Origin of the sequence: Actinomadura sp. NTSP31, assembly GCF_041951385.1 — a bacterium.
Taxonomy (GTDB): domain Bacteria; phylum Actinomycetota; class Actinomycetes; order Streptosporangiales; family Streptosporangiaceae; genus Spirillospora; species Spirillospora napierensis.
Genome location: NZ_JBGNUT010000025.1, coordinates 26117 through 43307 on the forward strand (window position 1 = coordinate 26117; position 17191 = coordinate 43307).

Annotated in this window: 14 protein-coding genes; 4 read left to right on the forward strand and 10 right to left on the reverse strand. The window is 72.9% G+C overall.

Translation table 11 applies throughout. The features are described 5' to 3' along the window. Positions 1-153: 153 nt before the first annotated feature. The 4 genes from ndk to ACA514_RS33960 all read right to left on the reverse strand — a co-directional run bounded on the left by ndk (position 154) and on the right by ACA514_RS33960 (position 3952). Positions 154-561 carry a nucleoside-diphosphate kinase gene (gene ndk, locus ACA514_RS33945; RefSeq protein WP_344265384.1) on the reverse strand — a complete coding sequence of 136 codons (408 nt, stop codon included), beginning with the start codon at positions 559-561 and terminating at the stop codon, positions 154-156. A 45-nt stretch (positions 562-606) separates the two neighbouring features. Then, a complete protein-coding gene (locus ACA514_RS33950; RefSeq protein ID WP_375045353.1) occupies positions 607-2076 on the reverse strand; it encodes a hypothetical protein in 1470 nt (489 codons plus the stop codon). Positions 2077-2198: 122 nt separating this feature from the next. After that, positions 2199-2576 carry a DUF4233 domain-containing protein gene (locus ACA514_RS33955; RefSeq protein ID WP_375045449.1) on the reverse strand — a complete coding sequence of 126 codons (378 nt, stop codon included), beginning with the start codon at positions 2574-2576 and terminating at the stop codon, positions 2199-2201. 5 nt (positions 2577-2581) lie between these two features. Next, a complete protein-coding gene (locus ACA514_RS33960) occupies positions 2582-3952 on the reverse strand; it encodes a bifunctional folylpolyglutamate synthase/dihydrofolate synthase (protein ID WP_375045450.1) in 1371 nt (456 codons plus the stop codon). 130 nt (positions 3953-4082) lie between these two features. Here ACA514_RS33960 and ACA514_RS33965 point away from each other — a divergent pair, with 130 nt between their 5' ends. Continuing rightward, positions 4083-5309, forward strand: a complete 1227-nt coding sequence (locus ACA514_RS33965) for a hypothetical protein (protein ID WP_375045354.1) — start codon at positions 4083-4085, stop codon at positions 5307-5309. Here the strand turns inward: ACA514_RS33965 and ACA514_RS33970 are convergent. Together ACA514_RS33970 and ACA514_RS33975 are read right to left on the reverse strand one after the other, a co-directional pair. Continuing rightward, entirely contained in the window at positions 5266-6300 is a 1035-nt protein-coding gene (locus ACA514_RS33970; RefSeq protein ID WP_375045355.1) for a hypothetical protein, read from the reverse strand. The two genes, ACA514_RS33965 and ACA514_RS33970, sit on opposite strands and share 44 nt — an antisense overlap. Positions 6301-6435: 135 nt before the next feature. Further along, positions 6436-9057, reverse strand: coding sequence for a valine--tRNA ligase (locus ACA514_RS33975; RefSeq protein ID WP_375045356.1), 2622 nt, complete (start codon positions 9055-9057; stop codon positions 6436-6438). 186 nt (positions 9058-9243) lie between these two features. Here ACA514_RS33975 and ACA514_RS33980 point away from each other — a divergent pair, with 186 nt between their 5' ends. After that, entirely contained in the window at positions 9244-10041 is a 798-nt protein-coding gene (locus ACA514_RS33980) for a sensor histidine kinase (RefSeq protein WP_375045357.1), read from the forward strand. A 21-nt stretch (positions 10042-10062) separates the two neighbouring features. Further along, a complete protein-coding gene (locus ACA514_RS33985; protein ID WP_375045358.1) occupies positions 10063-10716 on the forward strand; it encodes a response regulator in 654 nt (217 codons plus the stop codon). Between the two features lie 382 nt (positions 10717-11098). Here the strand turns inward: ACA514_RS33985 and clpX are convergent, their stop codons facing one another. The 4 genes from clpX to tig all read right to left on the reverse strand — a co-directional run bounded on the left by clpX (position 11099) and on the right by tig (position 15620). After that, positions 11099-12373, reverse strand: a complete 1275-nt coding sequence (clpX, locus tag ACA514_RS33990; RefSeq protein WP_375045359.1) for an ATP-dependent Clp protease ATP-binding subunit ClpX — start codon at positions 12371-12373, stop codon at positions 11099-11101. A 170-nt stretch (positions 12374-12543) separates the two neighbouring features. Then, on the reverse strand, positions 12544-13206 hold the full coding sequence (locus ACA514_RS33995) for an ATP-dependent Clp protease proteolytic subunit (RefSeq protein ID WP_375045451.1): 663 nt from the start codon (positions 13204-13206) through the stop codon (positions 12544-12546). 62 nt (positions 13207-13268) lie between these two features. After that, positions 13269-13901 carry a ClpP family protease gene (locus ACA514_RS34000; RefSeq protein WP_375045452.1) on the reverse strand — a complete coding sequence of 211 codons (633 nt, stop codon included), beginning with the start codon at positions 13899-13901 and terminating at the stop codon, positions 13269-13271. 219 nt (positions 13902-14120) lie between these two features. After that, positions 14121-15620, reverse strand: a complete 1500-nt coding sequence (gene tig, locus ACA514_RS34005; RefSeq protein WP_375045360.1) for a trigger factor — start codon at positions 15618-15620, stop codon at positions 14121-14123. Positions 15621-15924: 304 nt separating this feature from the next. Here tig and ACA514_RS34010 point away from each other — a divergent pair, with 304 nt between their 5' ends. Beyond that, the gene (locus ACA514_RS34010; RefSeq protein ID WP_375045361.1) at positions 15925-17115 is read left to right on the forward strand and encodes a hypothetical protein; all 1191 of its coding nucleotides are present in this window, start codon (positions 15925-15927) and stop codon (positions 17113-17115) included. Positions 17116-17191 lie beyond the last annotated feature (76 nt).

Sequence of the window (17191 nt, forward strand, 5' to 3'; positions counted from 1 at the left end):
GTGCGGGCCCGCTCGCGGGCAGTGGCCCCCGCGCCGCGCGTCGCCCAAAAAACGAGTCCTGACCAGGCCGCTTTTAGCTAAAGCAACGCGGGCCGGAGTGATCCGGCCCGCGTGTCGGCCGACGGCGGTTCCCGGGGGTGCCCCCTGGAATGCTCAGACCTCGGGGAAGAAGAGCTTGATCTCGCGCTCGGCGGAGTCGGGCGCGTCCGAGCCGTGCACGATGTTCTCGCCGATCTCCAGGGCGAGGTCGCCGCGGATGGTGCCGGGCGTGGCGGCGACCGGGTCGGTGGCGCCGGCCAGGGCGCGGAACGCCTCGATGGCGCGCGGGCCCTCGACGACCATCGCGACCAGCGGGCCGCCGGTGATGAACTCGACCAGCTCGCCGAAGAAGGGCTTGCTCGAGTGCTCGGCGTAGTGCGCCTCGGCGGTCTCCCGGGTCAGGGTGCGCAGTTCCAGCGCGACGAGCGTCAGGCCCTTGCGCTCGATCCGGGAGATGACCTCGCCGACGACCCCGCGGCGGACGCCGTCGGGCTTGACCAGGACGAGAGTGCGCTCGGACACGTGTGTTTCTCCTTGCGGAATTCAGATTGGGTGAGCGCGCGAATCCTACCCGTCTTCGGGCACCGGAGCGGATTCGGCGGCGCGGCCGTGTCGGGCGATGAGGCGCAGGGTGAGGACGGCGAGCAGCACGGCCGCCGTTCCGGCGATGAGGAGCCAGGCGCGGTAGCCGCCGGCGAGCGCGTCCAGCCGCTGCTCCCCGGAGTGCGCCGAGTGCAGCCGGGACGCCTGCAGGGAGAGCACGAGGAGCTGGCCGGTGAGGACGGCGGGGAAGCACAGCGCGAGGGCGAACAGGGCCGCGCCGACGTGCGCGTCCCGCAGCGAGGCGGCGAGGGCGAGCCCGGCGCCCATGCCGAGTGGGACGAGCGGAAGCAGGGGCGTCCAGGGTTCGGTGGAGCCGGTGGCGAGCCCGAGGCCGACGCCGGCGATCATCAGGGCGTATCCGGCTCCCACGGCGGCGCGGGGACGGGCGCGGGCCGCGGCGAGCGCACCGGCCACGGCGGCCAGTGCGGCGGCGGCGAAGGGCGGCAGCCGGCCTCCGGCCGCGTCGGCGGCGGCGAGGCCGGACAGCGGCGCCGCGAGCGGGTAGGTGAGCAGGCCGGCGGCGACCATGACGACCGCGCAGCCGTACGGGCCGCCGTCCGCGCCGCCGGCCAGCGCGAGGCCGGCGAGCGCGGCGAGCGCCGACCCGGCGACCACCAGGCGGGCGCCCGGCGACCAGCCGTCCGCCGCGACGACGGCGAGGAACGCGAACGCCGCCACCGGCGCGAACGGCAGCGCGAGGCGTCCCCGTTCGGCGAGGCGCGGCGGCGGCAGCGTCCACGGCACGCGCCCGCGCAGCAGGACGCCGAGGACGGCGGCGGCCGCGGCGACCCCGGCGAGCCAGGGCAGGGGGGCGAGCGCCGCGTGCCAGTCGCGCGCCGCGGCACCCGGACGCGGCGCCGGGACGGCGTGCATCGCCAGCGGCATGGCGAGCAGCAGCGACCCGGCGAGCACGCCCGCCCAGAGCGCGGCGAGCGCCGCGTTCCGCCGCTCCCACACGAGGACGAGGGAGGCAGGCAGCGCGGTCCCGGCGCCGGCGCCCTGCGCGACGCGGATCGCGCCGATCTGGGGCACCGAGCCGGCGAACCGGACGGCGACGAGCCCGCCGAGCAGGACGACGAGGCCGGTGGCCAGCACCGTCCACGCGGGGAGGCGGCGCGCGGCGACGGCGGCGAGCGGGACGGTGAGCGCCAGGGCGGGCAGGGCCAGGCCGGTGGCGCGCAGCAGAGCCGGGACCTCGCGGTCGCCGAGGCCGAGCGCGCGTGCGGCGGCGGGCATCACGCCGGCGGTGGTGTCCGGCACGACCAGGACGACGGCGGGGAGGACGGTGACCGCCGTCAGCAGCGCGCCCAGCGTCGCGTTCCACCGCCGCGCGCCGGCGCGGCGGGCGGGTGCGGCGCCGATGGCGGTGCCGTCCGGCGCCGCGAGCGGGGCGCCCGGGTCGTGCGCGTGGGAGGGCTGGGCGTAGGAGGACACGGTGCGCTCCTTCGGAGGTCACCCCCCGCCGAACGCACTATTTCCCAATAAAGAAGAATGTCGGAATTAAGTGATTCACCGGCACGCGAGATCGGCGGAGGAAATGGTGCCGTCCCGCGAATTTAGCGCGCCGGGAGCCGCTCCACCTTGCGTCCCATCCAAAAGGCCGTCCCCCACAACGCCCCGAACAGGACGCCGAGGAAGAACATGGCCGGCACCATGAACCCGGTCGCGATGATCGCGACCTGCAGCACGGTGCCCGCCGCGAACGACCACGGGAACCGCAGCAGCCCGGCCATGAGCAGGCACAGCACCGCCAGCCCGCCGCACACCAGGCCGGCCGTCGCCCCGGACACGTCCATCACCGAGATCGCCACCGGGATAGCCAGCGCGATCACGATCGCCTCGCAGGCCAGCACGGTGGCGTACAGCCGCCGCACCGGGTTCGGGGCCTTGCGCCCCGCCGGCTGCGGCGCGCCCTCCGTGGCGTCCCCGGTCATGGCGGTCACCTGCCCTCCCCCACGCGCAGCAGCGTCCTGGCGTCGCCGGCGGTGACCACCGAACCGGTGATCAGCACGCCGGCGCCCTGGTACTCGCCGGTCTCCTCGGCCAGCCCGATGGCGATGTCGATCGCGTCGTCCAGCCGGTACGCGACGTGCACCCGCTCCGGCCCGAAGATCCCCTGGGCGATCTCCGCCAGCTCCTCGGGCGGCAGCGAGCGCGCCGAGGAGTTGCGCGTCACGACCAGCTCGGCCAGCACCGGTTCGAGCTGGTCCAGGAGCCCGGCGATGTCCTTGTCCGCAGCGACGGCGAGCACGCCGACCAGCCGGGTGAAGGAGAACGAGTCGTTGACCGTGGCAACGGTCGCGGCCATCCCGGCCGGGTTGTGCGCCGCGTCCAGCAGTACGGTCGGGCCCGTCCGGGCGACCTCCAGCCGGCCCGGCGACGCCGACTTGGCGAACCCGCTGCGCACCAGCGCCGGGTCGAGCTGGCCCTCGCCGCCCCCGAGGAACGGCTCACCGGGCGCGATCCGGGTCGCGGCCTCCAGGTCGACCTCGCCCCTGGACGGCGCGCCGCTGGCGAACGCCTCGACGGCCGCCAGCGCGGTCGCGGCGTTGCTCGCCTGGTGCTCGCCGAACAGCGGCAGGAAGATCTCGTCGTAGCCGCCGTACAGGCCGCGCAGGCCGATCATCTGGCCGCCGACCGCGACGTCCCGGCTCAGCACTCCGTACTCGATGCCCTCGCGCGCCACGGCGGCGCCGGTCTCGACGACCCGCCGCAGCAGCACCTCGGCCGCCTCGACGGGCTGCTGGGACAGCACCGCGACGGCGCCCGGCTTGATGATCCCGGCCTTCTCGCCGGCGATCTCCTCGAGCGTGTCGCCGAGGTAGCGGGTGTGGTCCAGGCCGATCGGGGTGACGACGGCGACCGTGCCGTCGGCGACGTTCGTGGCGTCCCACGTCCCGCCCATGCCGACCTCGACCACGGCCACGTCGACCGGCGCGTCCGCGAACGCGGCGAACGCCATCGCGGTCAGCACCTCGAAGAACGACAGCCGCGTCTCGTGCTTGCCGTCGATCAGCTGCACGTACGGCAGCACGTCCTGGAACGCCTCGGCGAACCGCTCCTCGCCGATCGGCTCCCCGTCGATCGCGATCCGCTCGCGCAGCGTGGTCATCTCGGGGCTGGTGTACAGCCCGGTGCGCAGGCCGCGCTCGCGCAGCAGCGACTCGATCAGCCGCGCGGTGCTGGACTTGCCGTTCGTGCCCGCGACATGAATCACGGGGTATGCGCGCTGCGGCTCGCCCAGGACGTCCACGAGGTCGCGGATCCGGTCGAGGGTCGGGTCGATGTCCCACTCGACGCCCCGGCTCATGATCGCGCTCACGGCGCCGCGGTAGTCGAGCGGCTCGGTTGCCTGGCTCACGCTGAGAGCCTACTCGGCGCGGCAGGCGCCCCCGCCCGGCCCCGGGCCGCCGGGCCGCGGACGGTGGAAGCATGGGGGTATGCGGGCTGACGAGGTTTTCTTCCGGGAATGGGAGCGGCGCCGGCCGGGCGAGACGCGCAGCCTGGCCCGCGCGCGCGAGCTGGCCGGGGCGCTGGACGTCCTGTCCCCCGGCGTACCCGTGCTGACCGTGGTCGGGTCCAAGGGGAAGGGGACGGCGGCGACGTACGCGTCGGCGGCCCTCGTCGCCTCGGGCCTGCGCGTGTGCACCGTCACCAGCCCCGGCCTGCGCACCAACCGGGACCGGATCAGGATCGACGGCCAGGCGGTCACCGAGGCGGAACTGGCGTCGCTCGGCGCCCGGCTCGGCGGCGCGATGGCGGAGCTCGGCCCGCCGGCGGACGGCTACCTGTCGCCCTCCGGGCTGTTCACGCTCGCGGGCGCGCTGCACGCGCGGCGGGCGGGCGCCGAGGCGCTCGTCCTGGAGGCGGGGATGGGCGGGCGGTCCGACGAGGTCGCGCTCTTCCCGCCGGACGTGGCCGCGATCACGCCGATCTTCCTGGAGCACGCCGGGGTCCTCGGCGACACTCCGGCGGAGATCGCCGAGGAGAAGCGCGGCGTGGCGGGCCCCGGTACCCGGATCGTGTCGGCGCCCCAGACCCCGGAGGTGGCGGAGGTGCTCGGGCCGGTGGAGTACGTCCGCGACGGCGGCGTCCCCGCCGGCCTGCTGCCCGCCGGGCTCGGGCGCGCCGCCGCCGCGACCGGCGTCGCCGCGGCCCGGCGCCTCGCCGGGGCCGGTCTCCCCGAGGACCGGCTGCGCGAGGTGCTGTCCACGGTCGTCCTGCCCGGCCGCATGTCCTGGCACGCGGTGCCCGGGACGGCCACGACGCTGCTCATCGACTCCGCCATCGACGGGACGGGCGTCGCCGCGGCGCTCGCCGCCGCCCGCGACCGCTGGGGCGAGGTCGACCACGCCGTCGTGTGCCTGCCCGACCACAAGGACCTCGACGGCGCTGTCCGGGCGCTCGGCGACCTGCCCGTCACCTACGTCCGGCTGCCGCAGCCGCACCTTCGCTTCACCCGCCCGCTGCCGCCGGCCTGGGACGCCGTCGGCTCCGGCGCCGTCACCCCGGAGGCGCTGGCCACGCTCGGGCACCGCGTCGCCGTCCTCGGCACCGTCTACTTCACCGGACTGGTCCTCGACCGCGTCGGCGCCTCCACCGAGCGGCTGTTCCGCCCGCCGGCTACCGTGCCGGCTTCTCGACGTCCTTCCGGATCCGGCGCATGACGTCGTCCATCAGGGAGAAGTCGGGGTTCCTGGTCGGGACGTCGGACGCGACGACGCCGTAGGAGTCGCGGGTCGCCCAGGCGCAGTAGGTGTGCGTCCCGGCGAGCACCGCGAACGTCCCGCACTCCGCCTTGCCGCCGTTCTGCCCGGGATTGCCCTCCTCGCCGGAGAGGAACGTGCTGGGCCGCAGCCTGCGCAGGAACGGGGCCGGGTCGCCGGCCGGGCGCGTCCCGCCGACGAACAGCACGCTCACCCGCCCGACGGGTTTCTCGGCGTAGACGGCCATGCCGTTCCCGGTCGCCGTGACCCCGGCCGCCTTCACCGCCGCCATGACGAACGGGTAGGCCGCGCCGGCCGCGGGGGCGGTGGCCTCCCGGACCATCCCGCCGGCGCGCGGCACAGCGGTGATCCTGTGGGTGGACGCGGCGGCCGCGGCGGCCCCGGGGCCCTTCCGGGCGGCGGGCTCGTCCGGCTTGAACGCCAGGACGCCGACCATCAGCACCGCGACCAGCGCCGCGCCGATCCCGGCGCCGAGCAGCAGCCCGGACACCTGCCGGCGCTCCCGCTCCGGCGACGTCCCGCCGGGCACGGCCGCGCCCAGCGGCGCCCGCATGCCCTGCGGGCCGTTCTCGCCGGGCAGGACGAGCGGGCCGGTCCCGTTCGGCAGCGGGTGCCCGCCCGTGCCGCCGGGCAGGGCATGCCCGCCGGTGCCGCCGGGGATCGGATGCCCGCCCGTGCCGTTCGCCGGGACGGGGAGGCGGTGACCGCCCGTCCCGCCCGCGAGCGGCTGCGGACCGGTGCCGTGCGCGAGCAACTGCGGTCCCGTCCCGTCCCTGGAGTCCGCCGACCACCACGGCGGCGAGGTGCCCCAGGGCGCCGGGGCGGCGGTGAACCCCCCGGGCGGCCCGCCGTCCTCGACGACCTGCTGGCGGCCCGGCTCGTCGTCCGGCACCGCCCCGGGCGCGTCGGGGCGAGGAGGTGATTCGGCCATTGCACTCCCGAGGATTCCCTACCGCCTGAAAGTCCGCGGATCATCCGGATCGTAACCGGGCGGCCGGGCCGCCGCCGACCGTTCGCCCCAGGCCGGGCTCCCCCGGCCCCGGCGGGCGCCGCCGGCCCGCCGCGCTCAGGCCGGCGGCAGCGCGGCGAGCTGCGCCTCCAGCCGCGCGATGGCGGCCTCCGCCTGCGCGAGCCGGTCGCGGTTCTTGGCGACGACCGCTTCGGGCGCCTTCGCCATGAACGCCTCGTTGCCGAGCTTGCGCCGCGCCTGGTCGGCCTCCTTGCGCGCCGCCGCGAGGTCCTTGTCGAGCCGCTTGCGCTCGGCGGCGACGTCGATGACGCCGGCGGTGTCGAGCCGGACCGTGACGCCCTCGACCGGCAGCGACGCGGTGGCCGCGAAGCCGCCGTCCGGTGCGGTCAGCCGCAGCAGGGCGCGGACGCCCTCCTCGTGCGCGGCGAGCGGCGAACCGCCCCACTCCAGCGCGGCGGCGACCTTCTGGCCGGGCTTGAGCCCCTGGTCGGCGCGGAACCGGCGGACCTCGGTGACGAGCCGCTGCAGCGACTCCACCAGCGACTCGGCGTCCCGGTCGGCGCGCCCGGCGTCGGCGGACGGCCAGGACGCGGTCACGATCGTCCCGGCACCGGTCAGGGAGGTCCACAGCTCCTCGGTGACGAACGGGATCACCGGGTGCAGCAGCCGCAGCAGGTTGTCGAGCACCTCGCCGAGCACGCGGCGCGTCGCGTCGGCGCGGTCGTCGGCGAGCTGGACCTTCGCCAGCTCCACGTACCAGTCGCAGACCTCGTCCCACGCGAAGTGGTAGAGCGTCTCGCACGCCTTGGCGAAGTCGTAGGACTCCAGTTGCGCGTCGACCTCGGCGATGACCGCGTGCAGCCGCGACAGGATCCACGCGTCCACCGTCGTCAGCTCGGACGGGACGTCGCCGCGGACGTGCGCACCGTTGATCATCGCGAACCGCGTGGCGTTCCACAGCTTGTTGCAGAAGTTGCGCGACCCCTGCGCCCACTCCTCCGCCACCGGGACGTCGCCGCCCGGGTTCGCGCCGCGCAGCAGCGTGAACCGCGTCGCGTCGGCGCCGTACCGGTCGATCCAGTCGAGCGGGTCGACGACGTTGCCGAACGACTTCGACATCTTCTTGCCGTGCTGGTCGCGGACCATCCCGTGCAGCGCGATCGTCTTGAACGGCTCGGCGCCGTCCATCGCGTACAGCCCGAACATCATCATCCGGGCGACCCAGAAGAACAGGATGTCGTACCCGGTGACCAGCACCGACGTGGGATAGAACCGCTCCAGCTCGGGGGTCTTGTCGGGCCACCCGAGCGTCGAGAACGGCCACAGCGCCGAGGAGAACCAGGTGTCGAGGACGTCGCCGTCCTGCGTCCAGCCGGCGGGCGGCTCCTCGTCCGGGCCGGGGCAGGCGGTCTCGCCGTCCGGGCCGTACCAGACCGGGATGCGGTGCCCCCACCACAGCTGCCGGCTGATGCACCAGTCGTGCATGTTGTCGACCCACTCGAAGTAGCGGGACGCCATCTCCGGCGGGTGGATCGCCACCCGGCCGTCGCGGACCGCGTCGCCCGCCGCCTTCGCCAGCGGCCCGGCCTTGACGAACCACTGCAGCGACACGCGCGGCTCCACCACCGTGGAGCAGCGCTGGCAGTGCCCGACCGAGTGCTCGTACGGCCGGACCTCCTTGACGATCCGGCCCTGCTCGCGCAGCGCCGCGACGACCGCCGGGCGCGCCTCGAACCGGTCCAGGCCCTCGAACGGACCGGACGCGGTGACCACACCCCGCTCGTCCATCACCGACATCGACGGCAGCGAGTGCCGGCGGCCGATCTCGAAGTCGTTCGGGTCGTGCGCCGGGGTCACCTTGACCGCGCCGGTGCCGAACGCCGGGTCGACGTGCTCGTCCGCCACGACCGGGATGCGGCGGCCGGTCAGCGGCAGCTCGATCTCGCGGCCGACCATGTGCGCGTACCGCTCGTCGTCGGGGTGGACGGCGACGGCGGTGTCGCCGAGCATCGTCTCCGCCCGCGTCGTCGCCACGACGATCTCGTCGCCGCCCGACCCGTACCGGATCGACACCAGCTCGCCGTCGACGTCCTCGTGCTCGACCTCGATGTCCGACAGGGCCGTCAGGCAGCGCGGGCACCAGTTGATGATGCGCTCGGCGCGGTAGATCAGGCCGTCGTCGAACAGCCGCTTGAAGATCGTGCGGACGGCGCGGGCGCGCCGGTCGTCCATCGTGAACGCCTCGCGCGTCCAGTCGACCGAGTCGCCGAGGCGGCGCATCTGGCCGAGGATCCGGCCGCCGGACTCGGCCTTCCACTTCCACACCCGGTCGACGAACGCCTCGCGGCCGAGGTCGTGCCGGGACAGGCCCTCCTTGGCCAGCTCCCGCTCCACGACGTTCTGCGTGGCGATGCCCGCGTGGTCCATGCCGGGGATCCACGCCGTCTCGTACCCCTGCATGCGGCGGCGCCGGATCAGGGTGTCCTGGATCGAGTGGTCCAGGGCGTGCCCCATGTGCAGCGAACCGGTCACGTTCGGCGGCGGGATCACGATCGAGTACGCGGGACGGGACGGGTCGCGCGCCGGATCGGCGGTGAACAGCCCCGCCGATACCCACCGCTCGTAGAGCCGGCCCTCGACATCGGCCGGGCGGTACTGGGTGGGCAGGTCGACGTCCGCGGCGGCCCCCTGGCCGCGCTCACTGCTGGGCTGTGTCACGGCCAACGATTCTACGGGGATCGCGGCGGTACCACGGCCCGTCCCACGAGGTCCGACGCGCCGGGCGGCGGGCCAGAGAGCGTTTTCCCGCCGCGGACGGGACACAGGTCACCTGACACCGGGTCGTCCCCGCGGAAAGGGTGGTGCCGAACGCCCGCGACGACGGCGCGAAGGGAGTGGGACGGAATGCGAGCGGTACTGGCGCGGACCGCCGTGCTGGCCGGCGCGTTCGCGGCGGGGGCCGTGGCCGCGCACGCCACCGCGATCCCGCACCTCCAGCGCCTCACCCGCGACCTGCAGCGCTCCCGCGAGCGCATCCTCGCCAGCCGCGAGGAGGAGCGCCGCCGGCTCCGGCACGACCTGCACGACGGGCTCGGCCCCACCCTCGCCAGCCTCGCCATGTCGCTGGACGCGGCGCGCATCACCCTCGCCGGCCAGCCCGAGCGGATGGACCCGCTGCTCGCCGACGTCCGGGACCGGCTCGCCACCGCCGTCGGCGAGATCCGCGACCTCGCGCACGGCCTCCGCCCGCCCGCGCTGGACGACCTCGGCCTCGTCGCGGCCATCGAGTCGTTCGCCGAGGGCTGCGCCGAACGGGTGGACGTGCGGTTCGACGGCGGGCCCGGCGACCTGCCCGCCGCCGTCGAGGTCGCCGCCTACCGGATCGCCCAGGAGGCGCTGACGAACGTCCGGCTGCACGCGCCCGGCAGCACCGCGATGGTGCTGCTGCGCCGCGACGCCGACCTGCACCTCATGGTGGCCGACACCGGCCCCGGCATGCCGGACTCCGCGCGCAACGGCGACCGGCCGAAGCCGCGCCGCGGCCTCGCCGCGATGAAGGAGTGGGCGGCGGAGATCGGCGGCGGCTGCACCGTCACCTCGCGGCCCGGCGGCGGCACCGTGGTGTCGGCCCGGCTTCCGCTGCCCGCCCCCGGCATCGCCAGGTACCATCATGCTCCGCCCGGTCGGAACGGGCGCCCCTGAGCGCGTGAGCGGAGGCCGCCGATGACGGACGCGATCCGGGTCCTCATCACCGACGACCACCCGGTGTTCCGGCAGGGGCTGAAGGGCCTGCTGCAGGCGCTGGGTGTCGAGGTCGTCGGGGAGGCCGAGTGCGGCCCCGACGCGGTCCGGATGGCGGCCGAACTGCAGCCCGACGTCGTCGTGATGGACCTGCACATGCCGGGCGGCAACGGCATCGAGGCCACCCGCACCATCACCCGCACGAGCCCGCGCATCGGCGTGCTGGTGCTGACGATGTTCCGCGACGACGACTCGGTGTTCAACGCGATGCGCGCCGGCGCCCGCGGCTACCTGCTGAAGGAGTCCGGCGCCGAGGAGATCGCACGGGCCGTGCGGGCCGTCGCGGCAGGCGAGGCCATCTACGGGCCGGAGATCGCCCGCCGCGTCCTCACCTACTTCACCGACATGCCCGACCCCCGGCGCGCCGCGTTCCCGGAACTGACCGACCGGGAGCGGGAGGTCCTCGAACTGATCGCGCAGGGCCGCAGCAACGGCGAGATCGCCGGCACGCTGTTCCTCAGCCAGAAGACCGTCCGCAACCACGTGTCGAACATCTTCATGAAGCTGCACGTCGCCGACCGCGCTCAGGCGATCGTCCTGGCCCGCGAGGCCGGCCTCGGCGAGTCCCGGAGTTGATTCACCCCCGGCCCAAGAACCTCGCCTAGCGGCTGTGTGTCCACAACCCCGGCCCAAGAACCTCGCCTAGCGGCTGTGTGTCCACAACCCCGGCCCAAGAGCCTCGCCTAGCGGCTGTGTGTCCACAACCCCGGCCCAAGAGCCTCGCCTAGCGGCTGTGTGTCCACAACCCCGGCCCAAGAGCCTCGCCTAGCGGCTCGGCCCTTGACCGTGCTTGGGCGAGCGCGGCCTCGCTTCGCGAGCTTCCCGGTGGGGCTCGCCTCCGGCTTCGCCCCACCGGTCAGGTAACGCGCTCGCGTGACGGCTCAGGCGCGTTGAGACGAGCGGTAACGCGCGAACGCCCCGGACCTGGCGGTCCGGGGCGTTCGCGTTCGGGTCGCGCTCAGGCGCTCTTCTCGCGCGGTTCGCGCTTGGGGCGGTCGCGCGGGACGAGGGTCGGGTTGACGTGCTCCAGGACGGCCTCGCGCGTGATCACGACGCGCGCGACGTCCTGCCGGCTCGGCACCTCGTACATCACCGACAGCAGGACCTCCTCCATGATCGCGCGGAGGCCGCGGGCGCCGGTGCCGCGCAGGATGGCCTGGTCGGCGATCGCCTCGAGGGCGTCACCGGTGAACTCCAGGTCGACCCCGTCCAGCTCGAAGAGGCGGTGGTACTGGCGGACCAGCGCGTTCTTCGGCTCGGTCAGGATGTTGATCAGCGCTTCCCGGTCCAGGTTGTGCACCGAGGTGATCACCGGGAGCCGGCCGACGAACTCGGGGATCATGCCGAACTTCAGCAGGTCCTCGGGCATCACGTCGCCCAGCACCGCCGAGGACTCCCCGAAGTCGGACTTGGAGCGGATCTGGGCGCCGAAGCCCATCCCCTGCTTGCCCACCCGCGACTCGACGATCTTCTCCAGGCCGGCGAACGCGCCGCCGCAGATGAACAGCACGTTCGTGGTGTCGATCTGGATGAACTCCTGGTGCGGGTGCTTGCGGCCGCCCTGCGGCGGGACGCTCGCGGTGGTGCCCTCCAGGATCTTCAGCAGCGCCTGCTGGACGCCCTCCCCAGAGACGTCCCTGGTGATCGACGGGTTCTCGCTCTTGCGGGCGACCTTGTCGACCTCGTCGATGTAGATGATCCCGGTCTCGGCCTTCTTGACGTCGTAGTCGGCCGCCTGAATCAGTTTGAGGAGGATGTTCTCGACATCCTCGCCCACGTATCCGGCCTCCGTCAGCGCCGTGGCGTCCGCGATGGCGAACGGGACGTTGAGGAGTTTGGCGAGCGTCTGCGCGAGCAGCGTCTTGCCGGATCCGGTCGGGCCGAGCAGCAGGATGTTGGACTTGCCCAGTTCCACCTGGTCGTCCCGGCCCACGTCGGTCGACTGGATCCGCTTGTAGTGGTTGTAGACGGCGACCGAGAGGGCCTTCTTCGCCGTGTCCTGCCCGATGACGTAGGAGTCCAGGAACTCGTAGATCTCCCGCGGCTTGGGCAGGTTGTCCCACTTCAGGTCGGAGGTCTCGGAGAGCTCCTCCTCGATGATCTCGTTGCAGAGATCGATGCACTCGTCGCAGATGTACACGCCCGGACCCGCGATGAGCTTCTTGACCTGCTTCTGGCTCTTCCCGCAGAACGAGCACTTGAGCAGATCACCACCGTCGCCGATGCGTGCCACCCAACTGTCTCCTTTTCGTGGGGCCGCCCGTCTGAGAAGGTGCGGCGCGGCCGGCTGGCGTCCCGAGGGCTCTCGACGTTGGACTCGACGTTACCGCCTCCAACGGGCTTGGTAAGCCCCTCGCCCGGAACTGTGGCGGCCGGGCTCGGGACTCCCGCGTCCTGCCGTCCTCAGGACGACACTACCTCGGCCTTGCGCTTCCTGCTGCCGAAGACATCGTCGATGAGGCCGTAGGTCTTGGCCTCGTCGGCGGTGAGGATCTTGTCGCGCTCGATGTCGTGCTGGACCTCTTCGATGCTCTTGCCGCTGTGCTCGGCCAGGATCGACTCGAGCAGCTCGCGGATCCGCATGATCTCGCGCGCCTGGATCTCGATGTCGCTGGACTGGCCGTAGGTGCCCTCGGTCGCGGGCTGGTGGATCAGGATCCGCGAGTTCGGCAGCGCCGCCCGCTTGCCCTTCGTGCCCGCCGCGAGCAGCACGGCCGCGGCCGAGGCCGCCTGCCCGATGCAGACCGTCTGGACGTCCGGCTTGACGAACTGCATCGTGTCGTAGATCGCCGTCATGGCGGTGAACGAGCCGCCGGGCGAGTTGATGTAGATGCTGATGTCGCGGTCGGGGTCGATCGACTCGAGCGTGATCAGCTGGGCCATCACGTCGTTGGCGGACGCGTCGTCGATCTGCACGCCGAGGAAGATGATCCGCTCCTCGAAGAGCTTGTTGTACGGGTTCATCTCCTTGACCCCGTACGTGGTGCGCTCGACGAAGGACGGGATGATGTACCGGCTCTCGGCCGGCGCCGGGGCTCCGCCCGCCTGGACGCCGGGCCGGGCCAGATCGCTGAAACCGGGTCGGATGAGGTCGCTCACTGTGTGCCTCCGATAGGTGATTCGGGTCGTCAGGAGACCGTGCCCTCGGAGGGCACCTGGGTCGCGCTGAGCACCACGTGGTCGACGAACCCGTAGTCCTTGGCCTCGTCGGCGGTGAACCAGCGGTCCCGGTCGGAGTCGCGCTCGATCTGGTCGAGGGACTGGCCGGTGTGTTCGGCGATCTTCTCGGCGAGCGTCTTCTTGACGTACAGCATCTGCTCGGCCTGGATCTTGATGTCGGAGGCGGTGCCGCCGATGCCGCCGGACGGCTGGTGCATCATGATCCGGGCGTGCGGCAGGGCGTAGCGCTTGCCGGTGGTGCCGGCGCACAGCAGGAACTGGCCCATCGAGGCGGCCAGCCCCATCCCGACCGTCACGATGTCGTTCGGGACGTACTGCATGATGTCGTAGATCGCCATGCCGGCGGTGACGGAGCCACCTGGCGAGTTGATGTAGAGCGTGATGTCGCGGCGGCCGTCCTCGGCCGACAGCAGCAGGAGCTCGGCGCAGATGCGGTTGGCGATGTCGTCGTCGACCTGCTGGCCGAGGAAGACGATCCGCTCGCGCAGCAGCCGCTGGAACAGCTGGTCGCCCAGGGGCAGCAGGGGCGCCTCGGCCACCCGCGCCTGGATCCGCGACGACTCGTCGAAAGTCGGAGGCATGCTCACCGGGTGTTCCTCCGGTCCTTTTAATCGGTTCGGATGATTGGACAGTAACGCGCTCACGACCCCGGTTAAGCCCGGGGGGCCGCCTTTTCGCCAGGGGCGTACCCACGCCTCCGCGAGGTATGGACGATCTCCGCGAACGCGACACGCCCCGCACCCGGGGCGCGGGTGCGGGGCGTGTCGGGAACGCCCAGAACGTCCTGGAACGCGGTGGGGCTACTTGGCGTCGTCGCCCTTCGCCTCGGCGGTCGGGGCCTCCTCAGCGGCGGCCTCAGCCGCCTGCGCGGGGGTCTCCTCGGCGGCCTCGTCGCCGGCGGCCTCCGCGGCCTCCGCGGCCTCGGTGTCGCCGGCTTCGGCGTCGGGGGTCTCGGCCTCGGCCTCGGCGGTCTCGCCGTTCAGCTCGCGCTGGACGGCGTCGACGTCGATCACGTTGCCGGACTCGTCCTTGACCACGACGTGCTCGACCACGAGGTTCAGCGCCTTGCTGCGCAGCACCTCCGACACGATCGCCGGGAGCTGGTTGTTCTGCGTCAGGTACTCGGCGAGCTGCTGCGGCGCCACGCCCATCTGCATGGCCTGCGTGACGACGTACTCGCTGAGCTCCTCGTTCTCGACGCCGAGCTCCTCCTGGACGGCGAGCTGGTCGAGGACGAAGCCGCCCTTGACGGCGAGCCGGGCCGCGTCGGCGACCTCGGTGTCGAACTCCTCCGCCGACTTCTCCTCGTCGGCGAGGTAGTCCTCCTTGGTCATGCCCGCCATCTGGAGCTGCTGCTCCAGCTGCTGGTTGCGGCGGCCGATCTCCTCCTCCACCACCTTCTCCGGCAGCGGGATCTCGACCTTCTCCAGCAGCGCCTCGAGGGCCTTGTCGCGGGCCTCGGACAGCTGCTGCAGCCTGACCTGCCGGCCGAGCCGGGTGCGGACGTCCTCGCGCAGCTCGTCGATGGTGTCGAACTCGCTGGCCAGCTGGGCGAACTCGTCGTCCAGCTCGGGGAGGTTCTTCACCTTGACGCTCTGCACCGTGACGGTGATCTCGGCCTCCTCGCCGGCGTGCTCGCCGCCGACCAGGGTGCCGGTGAAGGTCTTGTCCTCGCCGGCCGACAGCCCGACGAGCGCCTCGTCCAGCCCCTCGATGGCCGACTTGCTGCCGACCTCGTAGGAGTAGCCGGTGGTGGAGGCGTCCTCCACCTCCGCACCGTCGATCTTGGCGACCAGGTCGACGGTGGCGAAGTCGCCCTCCTCGACCGCGCGCTCGGCGGTGGTCAGCGACGCGAACCGCTCGCGCAGGTTGCCGACGGTCTCCTCGACCTGCTCGTCGGTGACCTCGGCGTCGTCCACGACGACCTCGATGCCGTCGTAGTCGGGCACCTCGAACTTCGGCCGGATGTCGACCTCGGCGGTGAAGGCGAACTGGGTGCCGTCCTCCAGCTCGGTCACCTCCACCTCGGGCTGGCCGAGCACGAAGATCTCGGTCTCCTCGACGGCGCGGCCGTACAGCTCGGGAAGCGCGTCGTTGACCGCCTCCTGAAGGACCGCACCCCGGCCGACGTACTTGTCGATCAGCGGGGCGGGGACCTTGCCGGGCCGGAAGCCCTTGATCCGCACCTGCTGCGAGATCTCCTTGTACGCCTTGTCGAGGTTCGGCTTGAGCTCGTCGAACGGAACCTCGACGGTGAGCTTGACCCGGGTGGGGGTCAGCTCCTCGACATCGGTCTTCACTGGGGTAGGTCTCCTTGATCGGGCGCTGTCTCGGCCGCGGCGTTCGACGCGTGCTTGTTCTGCCTGCGAGCGCCCGGCCTCGACGCACACGGCCCTCGTGCCGCTGCCCGTCTGCGTCTTCTCAGCCGGTCGGTCTTCGCGGGCGCGGGCATGCCGAGATGCGGCTCCGCGCCCTCGCGCGCCAAGTCTATGGGGTAGCGGCGGCGTCTGCGGACATCGCGGTGGGCTTGGACCGGCGAAACGCTGTCAACAATCCCGTACAGGCAGTGACATTTGGCACCCGCACCCCCCATACTCGTCCGGGATGAACGGGATAGCCGCGGCCTTCAGCGCGACCGGTCTGTACTACCTGGGGTTCGCCGTCTTCAAACTGGCGGCGGACCGGATGGCCCCTGTCCGGGGCAACCGCATCCTGCACATGATCTGGACGATCGTGAGCAACTGGATATTCCTCATCGCCCTCGCCATCGTGCTCGGCGGCCTCAGCCTGCAGATCGTGGCGCTCGGGAAGCTCCCGCTGTCCACCGCGGTGCCGATCTTCATGTCCGGGGTCGTCCCGCTGCTGCTGATCGCGATGGTGTTCTTCGGCGAGCGGCTCACCGCCCGCGAGTGGCTCAGCCTGCTGCTGATCGCCACCGCGATCCTGCTGCTCACCGCGTCCGTCAGCGGCCACGAGCCGATCGGGTCGGCGGACGTGCCGCTGTGGAAGATCGCGGCCGTGGTGGCGCCGGCGGTGCTGCTGCCGATCCTGATCCTCGTGCTCGGCGACTACCGGCCGGACGGCCGGCACGCCCGCCCCGTCACCGGCATCGCCTACGGGCTGAGCTCCGGCTTCCCCGTCGGCACCGCCGAGCTGGCGATCAAGGGGTGGAGCGACGACGCGCACGCCACCAGCCTGAAGATCGTCGCGACGCCGTGGCCGTACCTCACGGTCCTCGCGGCGGCGATCGGCTTCGGGATCATGGTGATGGCGTTCCAGCGCTGCCGGGTGTCGATCGTGTCGACGGTGATGACGGTCAGCGCGAAGTCCTACCTGCTGACCATGGGCACCTTCATGTACGCGGAGCCGTGGCCCAAGGACATGGGGCACTCCGCGATGCGGTTCGGCGCGCTGCTGCTCGGCGCGGTCGCCGTCCTGCAGTTCCCCCGGCACCGGCCGGTCGAGGAGGACGAGCGCCCGCGCGAGGATCTCTCCGCCGCGCAGGACCCGTTCGGCGGTCCCGCTGTGGGCGGGCCGGTGCTCGGCGGCCCGCAGTTCGGGCAGCAGGCGGCCCACCCGCCGGTACCGCAGCAGCCCGGACCGCAGCAGCCGTCCGTGCCGCCGCAGCGCAGCCCGTACGCCCACGATCCGCTGGGCACGGGCCCCTATAACCGGCCGGGCATGCCGCCGTCCGATCCGCAGGGCGATCCTTCGCAGGATCCGCGCTCCTCTTCCGCGCCCGAGCCGCGCACCGAGACGGGCTCGGACGGGCGCTGGCGCGGATTCGGCCGCTGACCGGAACGGGCCACTCACCGCCGGACGGCGCCGGCCCCGGCGTACCGCCCCCGTGAAGACGTCCTCGGGGGCGGCA

What these genes read in the sequence shown, in the direction of transcription:
- ACA514_RS34000 (WP_375045452.1), bottom strand. Translation starts at nt 13,901, where the DNA reads ATGCCTCCGACTTTCGACGAGTCGTCGCGGATCCAGGCGCGGGTGGCC.
- ACA514_RS33960 (WP_375045450.1), bottom strand. Translation starts at nt 3,952, where the DNA reads ATGAGCCGGGGCGTCGAGTGGGACATCGACCCGACCCTCGACCGGATC.
- ACA514_RS33965 (WP_375045354.1), top strand. Translation starts at nt 4,083, where the DNA reads ATGCGGGCTGACGAGGTTTTCTTCCGGGAATGGGAGCGGCGCCGGCCG.
- ACA514_RS33980 (WP_375045357.1), top strand. Translation starts at nt 9,244, where the DNA reads ATGCGAGCGGTACTGGCGCGGACCGCCGTGCTGGCCGGCGCGTTCGCG.
- ACA514_RS33985 (WP_375045358.1), top strand. Translation starts at nt 10,063, where the DNA reads ATGACGGACGCGATCCGGGTCCTCATCACCGACGACCACCCGGTGTTC.
- ACA514_RS33970 (WP_375045355.1), bottom strand. Translation starts at nt 6,300, where the DNA reads ATGGCCGAATCACCTCCTCGCCCCGACGCGCCCGGGGCGGTGCCGGAC.
- ACA514_RS34010 (WP_375045361.1), top strand. Translation starts at nt 15,925, where the DNA reads ATGAACGGGATAGCCGCGGCCTTCAGCGCGACCGGTCTGTACTACCTG.
- ACA514_RS33955 (WP_375045449.1), bottom strand. Translation starts at nt 2,576, where the DNA reads ATGACCGGGGACGCCACGGAGGGCGCGCCGCAGCCGGCGGGGCGCAAG.